Origin of the sequence: Pseudomonas sp. AM8, from assembly GCF_036346475.1 — a bacterium.
In the GTDB taxonomy this organism is placed as follows: Bacteria; Pseudomonadota; Gammaproteobacteria; order Pseudomonadales; family Pseudomonadaceae; genus Aquipseudomonas; species Aquipseudomonas marginalis.
In genome coordinates, this window is record NZ_JAOTNX010000029.1 from 1 (window position 1) to 8,802 (window position 8,802).

The window sequence follows — 8,802 nt, forward strand, 5'->3', positions numbered from 1 at the left end:
ATTATGCGAACCGTCCTATACGGGGCTGGGGGGCTCTGGAGGCTGCTTTTCACCAGGTGATCAGGTGTTGCTAGTAGCAACGGCTTCAGAACGATGGCTTCTGTCCTTCGTCATCTGCGTCGATACGAATTTTGGCGCGTGCAACAACGGCCATCGCTTCGGCAATGAAAGCCGCGTCAGCGGTTTCGTAAGCATCAGCCAAAAAGACAGCTACGGTATCTGGATCAACCAGCGAATCAGCTGGGTCATAATCATGAATTGGTTCTGTCATTTAATCACCAGGGAGAAAACATGAACCCAACACCTAACCCTGAAGATAAACGCTGGATCGTCACCTGCCAAGACGCTGCTGATGGAACTGGCGACCTGATCGTGCCGCTACCAGCGGATTTGTTGAAAGAGATGGGCTTGGTCGAAGGCGACACCTTGTACATCGTTGAGGCCTATGCAGGCACTCACAAGAGCCTTGTCTTATCAAAAACTGAAACAATCCCTGATCGGATTGGCACACTGGTTGAATATTTCAACTCGAAGGAAGGGTGAATGATGAAAACGACCCGACGTTGCAGCCCCGTCCTCGCGCTGACGCGCTGCGGGCGTGGCCACTCCTTACGGGCCCAAAAAAACCACCACCCTCCCCTCATTAATTGAAATTTCGCAATGCGAAAAATCAAATCCTTATCATCTGAATGACAAGCAAAATTTCAGACTTGCTCGACTCAGTAACCTTGGAACGGAAAATAGACGGTAGAAAAGATAAACCAGTTTGGGTTTCTGACGTCTTTTCCTCGGTCAATCCACCCAAAATGACAACCTCGGCGTTACGCATCTGAACATTTGTGGTCAATTGACGCTTGGTCAAAGTCGGGCTTCCATTCACGCCGGTAGTAGTCTGCACAAAGTTGGAAAGCTGCTGATCAATGGTCAGATCCACAACAGCCTGCCGCACCTCAGGGGTGATGGTGAAAATCACGCCAGAGTTACGATATTCGACCGACTGGACAGCTTGGCCGGCACCTTGCGGATACGACAAGGCACCCAGCACCGGCACTTCTGCACCGACGTTAATCGTCGCTTCTTTACCTGATCGCACACGCAAACTCGGCTGACTGACTACCTTAAAACGCGAATCGGACGACAGAGCCGACAGAACAGCATTGAAATCGCCCGTACTAAAGCTGACGGAGTTATCGAGCGGATTACCGGCCAAGTTGAGGGACACTTTGCCCTTCAGCAACGAGGCAGCGAGGGAAAAAGCGGAACCGTCACGGTCGCCGGTTTGAACCTCATAAACCGCACTACGCAACATCACTTCGCCCATCTCGATATCAATCTGGGGCAACAACGAACGCAAGTTGGCAATTTCGGCCTTTGTACCCACAAAAACCAGCTGATCAGCATCACGATTTAACAGGCTGGCAGCTGATCCACGAGGAGCAGATCCGGTCATCGGCGTTTGACCAGGAACAGAAATCCCGCGATCAACACCAAATTTTCCCTGGAACAATGGCGCGAGAGTTTCCGACAAATAGGCCACATCGCGGTAAAGCGGTCGGTACAAAAAGTATTCACCAGGAGGCGGTGCCGGCTCTTTTTTCGGCATGACGTGATCGACGCCGTTGCGCTGCGTAACAGCGTAACCAAAGGCATCAAGAAGACGGACGAAATCGGCGCGCACCTGGACGGCGGAGCCCTGAACACGCAACGACACAGGCCGACCGTCCTCGAGCACTTCCGGCGACAGGATGTAGGGCTTACGGAAGGCATCGGCATAGAAAATTTGAGCCACTTGGCCAATCGGCAAGCCAGTCAGATCGAACTGATACGGCGCCTGCTTATCGGCGGCAATCGCGGAAAATGACAACAGGCACAATAACAAGAACCGGATCATGGATTTTTACCAGGGAGAGGAACGGAAGACGCGACCGGAGGCTTGCCACCACTGAAGGTGCTTACGCGCTGACCATCGAGTTGACCAGTCATGACGCGGCCTGAATTCTGGAAGTTGCTCGGATGCTCGTAACGAATCACGCCGTCAGTGTTCACCAGGACAACTTGTCGCTGACCATCAACAACAATTTCCCCAGCAATACGCCATTCAGTGGAAAGCACATGAGAAGTCGCAGGAACCGCAATATTGGTCGTTAGTTGCGCAGTGCTAGCGGGTTGCTGAACAACGACAGCAGGAGCGGTGCCACGGTTGAAGAAGTGCAGGACACCCCAGACCGATCCAACACCGCCGAAAACGATCATGAACAGGAAAAACCAGACCTTCGGATTTTTCAGAATGTTCTGCCGGTCATCCACTTGAACTTCTTTACCGTGACCGCCTGAGTACGACGAATAGAGCGGAAAAATTTCCGGGTCATACTTTTTATTCATCACATCAACACGGGCTTTGGCGGTCTGTTTCCAGCCTTCCCACATCTCAACGCGGTAGATTTTGTTCAAACCCAACGACTTGATTTTGGTGGTACGAAATGACAGCTCGACCACAGTTTTCAAGATGCGGTGAAGGTCAGAAATGTCCTGAACCATCAGCACCAGGTCACAGGTCACGCCGGTTTCAGCGTGGGCATAATGCCGATGCTCGCGAAAGAAAATCCGGTGTTCGGTGCCGATCTTCGAATCAGAACCCCAAAATCGCCAAGCTTCGTCGATGCAGATCAAATCACCAGGTTGGCAGAACGTGTCCACCGGCTGGCCGTGCGGCAAAAAATCAGCCTTAAACACGTCTTCGTTTTGGCAGTGCACCACCTCGCCGAGTTTCTCCAGAGCAATGCCCTGTTTCTCGTTGATGTATGCCCGGATTGCATCGGAATCGATACCGTCGACGTTTGTCACAACCCGGCGCCCTTTAGCGACCGCTGGGACGATAACGGAGACGACACACTCAAAGCTTTTGCCCGAACCCATCAGCCCGGTATAGGCATTAATAGGCATCAGCCAATTACCGGAATACGGCGTATGAGAAAACGCGTAACTAGTGCCGCGATGAACAAAGGCACGCCGTTCGAGAACGCAAAGAGATCAAGAAAGTACCAGGTGGCAGCACTAATGCCGCCAAACGCAGAAGTAAGACCAGCTCCATTTGGAAGCCATGACGCCATGACGCCAACCAGCTCAGCGACGATCCAGTATAAAGCGGTCATAACAACAAATTTAACAAGAACACCACGAACCAACCAACCCAGCAACGCGTTACCAGCAGAAAGCAAAATACCGAACATAAATCACCTCAAGCCGAGAGAACGATAAACAAAGCAGCAATGAGCCAAGCAACTAAACTACCGTTATAAAGCGGACCACGAACACCTTCAAACAGAGTGCAATGAGCATCCATAGTGACACGAGTATGCAAAACAGATATGTCAAATACTGGTTTCGGACATTCACCCTGGTGAGAAGGAACCTGAAAATTCTTAAGATCAGGCATCAACCCAGTAATGGGCGCTAGTATCTGCGCACCTGTAGGAGTTGATTCAAGGGTTGGTGAACCAATACCTGGATCAATCCCGAGATCTAACTTAGGTGTACCTTCAGGAGCAGTAGGAATGCCGGGGGTTGGATTAACACCCAGAGAAGGAGTAGTAACAGGAACAGAACCGGTAGAAGGATTAACAGCAGAAGCTAAAGCGTCCCCAACAGAAGGATATGAAGAAGGATTAGAAGCACGCCAAGCTTCAACATCTGCAACTGTAACCGGATCCGAGTAGCTATAAGGCAAGCCTTGATAATTAGGTGTATTTGAAGCGTGCAACCATGCCTGATTAGCTATGTCAGCTAAAACCTTTGGATTTAGAGGAGCAGCCTTCTGAGCAGGAGTTAAATCATCAGCAGCTAAATCAGGCTTCTTAGTAAACTGCCCAGAAGGAGAGGTACCAGCAAGTGAAACGCAAACATTATTAACTGACCCCTGCCCCGCTGGACAAGAGCCAACAAAATTAGAGTACTTATAGACATCCTTATAAGAAGAAGGACTACCTGAAGCCCCGTAACAATGAGCAAAGTTACCAGCAACATCACATTGAGTAAAAGAAAAGTTAAAGCCGGAACCTTTAATAAAAAGATTCGCAGCAAGTAAAGGGGAACCTGCGATGTAACGGCCAGCCCCAGAACCAGACGAACTATAACTAGACCAGTAGAGACCGCCATTAGTTAATTGGCCACCATCATCAGCAGAAACAACCGTATAAGTAACAGTCCCATCAGAATTAAAGATCCAATTCACCGTGGCATCAATAGCAAGGCTAATTGCGCCTGCCGCCAATGCTCCCAAACCAATCGTAACCCAAATAGGCGCACCAGAAACCGCAACTACACCAGTAGCTGTAGCAGTCAAAACAGCAGCAGTCGCATTAAGAGCCGCAGAAAAGCGGGGATCATTAGCAGCAAAACCCCGCTGAATAGCTTTCCGCTCCATTACACCACCTACAGCCTGACCAACTTTCGCTGAAAAAGCAGGAGCTGCGGAAACAAAGACAGGCATAAAAAGCAGAGCAAACAGAAAAGCTTTCTTAGCGAAGAAGAAATAAACGATTTTTTTCATATGTCATTATCCGCAAAGCCAGTGATTACCGCCCAGGCACACATAAGGCCAAAGACGAACATGAGTAAATACCACGCGTCATTGGTGGTCATGAACATCAACTCCGAAGATAAAAGTTTCCTGCTTACTAAAGACGAAAAAAAGGGGCACGCCAAAGCAATGCCCCTAGATACTTGCAATCAGCGACCGCGAATCATGCCCAGAACCATCGAAGCTGCTTTTGAAGTTGCATAGATTGTCGCCAGAACAGCACCGATAGCCAGAATGCCAGCGACAACGTCAGCAGCAGTAAAAGCACCAGTAATGGTGGTCAAATCGATAGCAGCAGAAGCAGTTTGCGAAGCAGTGGCAGCAACGACACCGGCAGTTACAACGGTAGCGGAGAGCAGTTGTTTCAGTTTCATGGTTGTTACCCTTTCTTAATAACCGGCATCCGGCCGGTACGGCTTTCCTCACCGGTGACGTATGAGGTTCAAGATGGTGCCCACACCGCGAGACACCAACCAAAAAAGCAATGTTGTACCGAACGCAAACGACCAAAAGGCAAATGCCTGTGTGTAGTCGAACGGCGCAGCAGCTGCTTGAACGGAAGCAAACTCAGAAGGTGTGAGCATGACAAATGCAGAGCAGATAGTTTCTTTTGTGGATATTACAAAGCCGTTTGCATCTAAAAGCGTACAAACTGCCATGTCTATTTATCCAGCTTTAGGTGCAGACGCTTGGGTTGAACTAGAGTTAACCCGACGCGCTTGACGAGGATCAACATCAAAAGTTAAACGGCCATCACGAACATCTGCGATAACGTCACACTCATAAGTGCCAGGCTGCGGAACTTGGTTAGGCAGCTCGGCATAAAAGGAAGCTTTCTGAGGGTAAGGAACATTCGGAAGATGAACATACGCCTCATACATGCAGTAAGGTTTTCCGGACTTAGAAGCTGTGCCAGTACGGTTAATTCCGGTAACCTCAACAAGAATTACATTCGACATAGTATTGCCCTCATTACAGTGTTGGAAGTCGGGAGCTTATGCCCGGCTTGCGATAGGCCCAACTGGGCGCTGTTATTTCAGGATTACGCCTGAAAGTTAAAAACTGTCGGTTATTGCGTTGCCGGTTGACAGCTTGAGCTGCAAAGTCAGTCAGAATAGTTCGCATAACATCGTTAGCGATGCTTTTAATGAGTGTTTCATCAGTAACATGATTACGAATATCAGATTCGACATTCCAACGCAGAACTTGAAACTGCTTTTTGTCCATTAGAAACCCATCCATTCGGCAACACAGGTTGTTCCTGTTTCTTGACGCTCTAAAAGCCAAATACGCTCAGGTTTAATGCCCTGCTCTTTTCTAGCCTCTACAGCTTTAAGCGTTTCTTGAACTTGCTGCTCAAGAATGGGATTTATAAACGCGTGCTTCATGCGCTGCTGAAGTTCAAATCTACGACGCTGGCCACTAGTAAGCTGATCGCCTTGAAAACTAACTGTTCTCATGCTGCAACCTGCTGTAGATGGTTTGGACGCTGGTACCAAACAGGAACAGCTAAAGTGCTTTTAGTGACTTCACGACACTGACGAACAAAAACAGGTGCAAAGCGGCTGGTATCGCAGGCGTTACGGATATTTATGCCGATGCGGTTAAGAAAAGCGGCATGTTTTTTAACTTGAGACTTTGAAAAGTCAATATTAGATGTTCCAGACATCCACTCAAGAGCATAGCTAGCCGTAGTACGAGCAGAACGTAGAGTAGGACAAACACCCTCAGCAACCAACTGTTCGGCAATGCTCACAATATCCATGGCTGTCACCTTTAACTTTTCATCTATTTTAAGAAACTCACAGTGGAGTTCGGCCAGACGCCTTTCATCAAATAAACCCCAATAGCAGAGGGCTTCACGCTGTAAGTATTCGCTTTTAAGCTCTTGTTCCATACGGACTACGCCTTCTTGTGAGCAGTAGTTTCTAACCCGCTGAACATATTTGTACTCTTCCGAATCTTCGCCAAAGACGCGTTTTATCTTAGGTAAACAGTTCTGATCCATCTCAAAGGCTTTGTCATAAGCCTTTCGGTACTGAAGACGCCCGCCTTTACCGTTGCCTTTAGGCGTCCAAGCAACAGTTCGCCCGTTGGGGTACAGAAAACCGATGGAATGACCGATTCGCTGACTAGAAACACCGCGCAGATAGGCAAGGACATTGCCCTCCCCCAACGAAACATTGGTGGTTAGGTCAATCCGTTCAATCTTTGCACCATCGGCAATACGGTCACCAGACTTCGCACCGGATTCACCCTGCCGAATATCAAGGCGAGTACAGCGGGTGAACCCAGGAAGCCCGTACTCACGCAGCAACGCGTTGTAAACCGACACGCATTGCTCGATAGAAGCAAATCCAAAAAGGTTATCTAGCCGCCCTACTCGGCTAGGATTTCCTTCCACGCGAACTTTCCGGCCCTGAACGTGAACAGTGACCGAAGTCGAAAAACTGGCTTCGTGTTTGAAACGTGGCTGACGGGTGCTGAGAATCTCATTGGTATTTGCGTCCACCGTCAAGGTAAAGATGCCGCACACGATCGGTAGATCATGCTGATGCTCCTGCGAAATCGTTAACCAATCAATGAACATATGAAATCCTGTCAACCCAACACATAACGTGGCTTAGACTAAGCTATCTCGCAGGTAAGACGCAAGGCATACTTGTTGGGTCAAGCAAACACATGTGTGTGCTGTATGAAAACACAGGGGTTAAAGTAGATGCATCAGTGTCAACCGGTTGAAGACGAAATGAGCATCGGTGAAAACATCAAGAAAAAACGAGAAAAAATCGGGGTCTCGCAAAAGACGCTGGCTGAAGCGCTTGGAATAGCCGAGAACACGGTGGCGAGCTGGGAGAAAGGAAAAAACATCCCGCCCAGTGATAAAGCGATCGACTTGGCAAGGTTCTTCAAATGCTCAACTGACGAAATCTTGTTAGAAGAAAGCGAGCGTGAAGTAGTAGACGAAATGAAGGCTTTATTCAGGCGATTCAGTGACTTACCCGACTATGTCAAGCCCATGGCACGCAACATAATTAGCGGTATGCTTTCGAGCTTAGAACTCGAGGACTACTTTCGAGACCTTGGCGGGCCCCGAAGGTAGAGTGTCGGTGTAAAGGTGCGCTATTTGGGTATGAGCAGGAAGCCATGAGATACGTTTACCGCCCCCAAACCCCTGCCTTCCGGGCCTACCTGAAACTCACTGTGATCGAGGACGTATTGGTCGTCTCGGTCAAGAGGTTATGACATGAAATGTCATATTTGTGGCGGCGCCGACCTGGTGGTAGACACCAGGGACTTACCGCATACCTACAAAGGCGAAACTACGGTTATCGCTGGTGTGCATGGCTCTTTCTGCCCTGCATGCGGGGAGGCGATTCTTGACGCGGCCGAGTCGCAACGCGTAAGCGTGGCCATGGTGGTGTTCAACAAGAGCGTAGCCAAAAGCGGGACGTGTTAAGGCTTGAAAGTATGGAAAACCATACCAAAGTGGGGGTGTAACAGCACCCCCACCCGCTTCGCTCCAGTACAAGCCAGAGAATCGATATGCAGCAAGAAAATCAAAACGTTACTGCGCTACGAACAGCAGTGAAAATCCTGAAAAAATGGCAAGCCTCAGAAGAACAGATTGAGGCCGTCTTGAAGGTGTCTGAAAGCATCTATAAGAGCGAAAATCAGGACGGCGAATCAGCTACGGACCTGGACATAAATCAGTTACAGCGCATCAGCATGGTGCTGAACATCCACGCAGCTCTACGCACAGTGTTTGAAAATCCCAAAAACCTGTATGCCTTCCCAAGCATGAAAAACGACAACACCTTTTTTAAAGGGAAAACGCCGCTAGAAGTAATGTCTCAGGGTAGCCTTGTAGATCTGAAAGGCACGCTAAACAGCATCGAATCACTAAAAAATGCAGCCTGGTAAGCAACTGACGCGCTGCGCTTGTCGGCCACATCTGTGCACCTGACTAACTCGTCACGTTGTTCCTCATCTAGCCAGGCACACAGCTGCGGCTGAGCACAAAAAACATTTTATAAAACGAAAAAACCCAGGGTTCAAAAGAACACTGGGTGTGATTTTTCGCATTGCGAAATTCAGCCTGCTCGATGAAAAAAGCGCCTCGCATAATGGACGTTATGGCTAAATTCAGCGCCGGGGCTTCGCTATTATCCCGGCGCTAAATTCGTCGATTCCGACGGCATAGCTACCATAACGTCACAGAA

The 8,802-nt window shown here is 49.0% G+C and carries 15 protein-coding genes; 5 read left to right on the top strand and 10 right to left on the bottom strand.

The genetic code is table 11. The annotated features are described in order from the left end of the window. Positions 1–295: hypothetical protein (locus V3W40_RS34295; RefSeq protein WP_330216511.1), on the top strand; the 295-nt coding region annotated here is incomplete at its 5' end. Beyond that, positions 292–543, top strand: a complete 252-nt coding sequence (locus V3W40_RS34300) for an AbrB/MazE/SpoVT family DNA-binding domain-containing protein (RefSeq protein ID WP_330216512.1) — start codon at positions 292–294, stop codon at positions 541–543. The genes V3W40_RS34295 and V3W40_RS34300, both read left to right, overlap by 4 nt. Positions 544–670: 127 nt before the next feature. On the opposite strand, the gene V3W40_RS34305 is transcribed toward V3W40_RS34300, so the two are convergent. The 10 genes from V3W40_RS34305 to V3W40_RS34345 all read right to left on the bottom strand — a co-directional run bounded on the left by V3W40_RS34305 (position 671) and on the right by V3W40_RS34345 (position 7,169). Further along, the gene (locus V3W40_RS34305; RefSeq protein ID WP_330216513.1) at positions 671–1,891 is read right to left on the bottom strand and encodes a type II secretion system protein GspD; all 1,221 of its coding nucleotides are present in this window, start codon (positions 1,889–1,891) and stop codon (positions 671–673) included. After that, on the bottom strand, positions 1,888–2,943 hold the full coding sequence (locus tag V3W40_RS34310) for a zonular occludens toxin family protein (protein WP_330216514.1): 1,056 nt from the start codon (positions 2,941–2,943) through the stop codon (positions 1,888–1,890). The genes V3W40_RS34305 and V3W40_RS34310 overlap by 4 nt, the downstream gene beginning before the upstream one ends. Beyond that, positions 2,943–3,230 carry a DUF2523 family protein gene (locus tag V3W40_RS34315; protein WP_330216515.1) on the bottom strand — a complete coding sequence of 96 codons (288 nt, stop codon included), beginning with the start codon at positions 3,228–3,230 and terminating at the stop codon, positions 2,943–2,945. The genes V3W40_RS34310 and V3W40_RS34315 overlap by 1 nt, the downstream gene beginning before the upstream one ends. A gap of 8 nt (positions 3,231–3,238) precedes the next feature. Next, positions 3,239–4,549, bottom strand: coding sequence for a hypothetical protein (locus tag V3W40_RS34320; protein ID WP_330216516.1), 1,311 nt, complete (start codon positions 4,547–4,549; stop codon positions 3,239–3,241). A gap of 179 nt (positions 4,550–4,728) precedes the next feature. Next, on the bottom strand, positions 4,729–4,953 hold the full coding sequence (locus tag V3W40_RS34325; protein WP_330216517.1) for a hypothetical protein: 225 nt from the start codon (positions 4,951–4,953) through the stop codon (positions 4,729–4,731). A gap of 48 nt (positions 4,954–5,001) precedes the next feature. Then, positions 5,002–5,238, bottom strand: a complete 237-nt coding sequence (locus tag V3W40_RS34330; RefSeq protein ID WP_083225803.1) for a hypothetical protein — start codon at positions 5,236–5,238, stop codon at positions 5,002–5,004. Between the two features lie 6 nt (positions 5,239–5,244). Beyond that, positions 5,245–5,538 carry a propanediol utilization protein gene (locus V3W40_RS35105; protein WP_170037356.1) on the bottom strand — a complete coding sequence of 98 codons (294 nt, stop codon included), beginning with the start codon at positions 5,536–5,538 and terminating at the stop codon, positions 5,245–5,247. 13 nt (positions 5,539–5,551) lie between these two features. Then, positions 5,552–5,806: a hypothetical protein gene (locus V3W40_RS34335; RefSeq protein ID WP_330216518.1), complete on the bottom strand. Its 255-nt coding sequence runs from the start codon at positions 5,804–5,806 to the stop codon at positions 5,552–5,554. Next, positions 5,806–6,039: a hypothetical protein gene (locus tag V3W40_RS34340; protein WP_330216519.1), complete on the bottom strand. Its 234-nt coding sequence runs from the start codon at positions 6,037–6,039 to the stop codon at positions 5,806–5,808. Before V3W40_RS34340 ends, V3W40_RS34335 begins: the two co-directional genes overlap by 1 nt. Then, a complete protein-coding gene (locus V3W40_RS34345; protein WP_170037365.1) occupies positions 6,036–7,169 on the bottom strand; it encodes a phage/plasmid replication domain-containing protein in 1,134 nt (377 codons plus the stop codon). The genes V3W40_RS34340 and V3W40_RS34345 overlap by 4 nt, the downstream gene beginning before the upstream one ends. A gap of 159 nt (positions 7,170–7,328) precedes the next feature. Here V3W40_RS34345 and V3W40_RS34350 point away from each other — a divergent pair, with 159 nt between their 5' ends. The 3 genes from V3W40_RS34350 (at position 7,329) to V3W40_RS34360 (ending at position 8,503) form a co-directional block, all read left to right on the top strand. After that, a complete protein-coding gene (locus tag V3W40_RS34350) occupies positions 7,329–7,682 on the top strand; it encodes a helix-turn-helix transcriptional regulator (RefSeq protein WP_330216520.1) in 354 nt (117 codons plus the stop codon). Positions 7,683–7,826: 144 nt separating this feature from the next. Next, the gene (locus V3W40_RS34355; protein WP_170037369.1) at positions 7,827–8,039 is read left to right on the top strand and encodes a type II toxin-antitoxin system MqsA family antitoxin; all 213 of its coding nucleotides are present in this window, start codon (positions 7,827–7,829) and stop codon (positions 8,037–8,039) included. Positions 8,040–8,125: 86 nt separating this feature from the next. Next, positions 8,126–8,503, top strand: a complete 378-nt coding sequence (locus tag V3W40_RS34360; RefSeq protein WP_330216521.1) for a hypothetical protein — start codon at positions 8,126–8,128, stop codon at positions 8,501–8,503. The last annotated feature ends 299 nt before the right edge of the window (positions 8,504–8,802 follow it).

What these genes read in the sequence shown, in the direction of transcription:
- V3W40_RS34300 (WP_330216512.1), top strand. Translation starts at nt 292, where the DNA reads ATGAACCCAACACCTAACCCTGAAGATAAACGCTGGATCGTCACCTGC.
- V3W40_RS34305 (WP_330216513.1), bottom strand. Translation starts at nt 1,891, where the DNA reads ATGATCCGGTTCTTGTTATTGTGCCTGTTGTCATTTTCCGCGATTGCC.
- V3W40_RS34310 (WP_330216514.1), bottom strand. Translation starts at nt 2,943, where the DNA reads ATGCCTATTAATGCCTATACCGGGCTGATGGGTTCGGGCAAAAGCTTT.
- V3W40_RS34315 (WP_330216515.1), bottom strand. Translation starts at nt 3,230, where the DNA reads ATGTTCGGTATTTTGCTTTCTGCTGGTAACGCGTTGCTGGGTTGGTTG.
- V3W40_RS34320 (WP_330216516.1), bottom strand. Translation starts at nt 4,549, where the DNA reads ATGAAAAAAATCGTTTATTTCTTCTTCGCTAAGAAAGCTTTTCTGTTT.
- V3W40_RS34325 (WP_330216517.1), bottom strand. Translation starts at nt 4,953, where the DNA reads ATGAAACTGAAACAACTGCTCTCCGCTACCGTTGTAACTGCCGGTGTC.
- V3W40_RS34330 (WP_083225803.1), bottom strand. Translation starts at nt 5,238, where the DNA reads ATGGCAGTTTGTACGCTTTTAGATGCAAACGGCTTTGTAATATCCACA.
- V3W40_RS35105 (WP_170037356.1), bottom strand. Translation starts at nt 5,538, where the DNA reads ATGTCGAATGTAATTCTTGTTGAGGTTACCGGAATTAACCGTACTGGC.
- V3W40_RS34335 (WP_330216518.1), bottom strand. Translation starts at nt 5,806, where the DNA reads ATGGACAAAAAGCAGTTTCAAGTTCTGCGTTGGAATGTCGAATCTGAT.
- V3W40_RS34340 (WP_330216519.1), bottom strand. Translation starts at nt 6,039, where the DNA reads ATGAGAACAGTTAGTTTTCAAGGCGATCAGCTTACTAGTGGCCAGCGT.
- V3W40_RS34345 (WP_170037365.1), bottom strand. Translation starts at nt 7,169, where the DNA reads ATGTTCATTGATTGGTTAACGATTTCGCAGGAGCATCAGCATGATCTA.
- V3W40_RS34350 (WP_330216520.1), top strand. Translation starts at nt 7,329, where the DNA reads ATGAGCATCGGTGAAAACATCAAGAAAAAACGAGAAAAAATCGGGGTC.
- V3W40_RS34355 (WP_170037369.1), top strand. Translation starts at nt 7,827, where the DNA reads ATGAAATGTCATATTTGTGGCGGCGCCGACCTGGTGGTAGACACCAGG.
- V3W40_RS34360 (WP_330216521.1), top strand. Translation starts at nt 8,126, where the DNA reads ATGCAGCAAGAAAATCAAAACGTTACTGCGCTACGAACAGCAGTGAAA.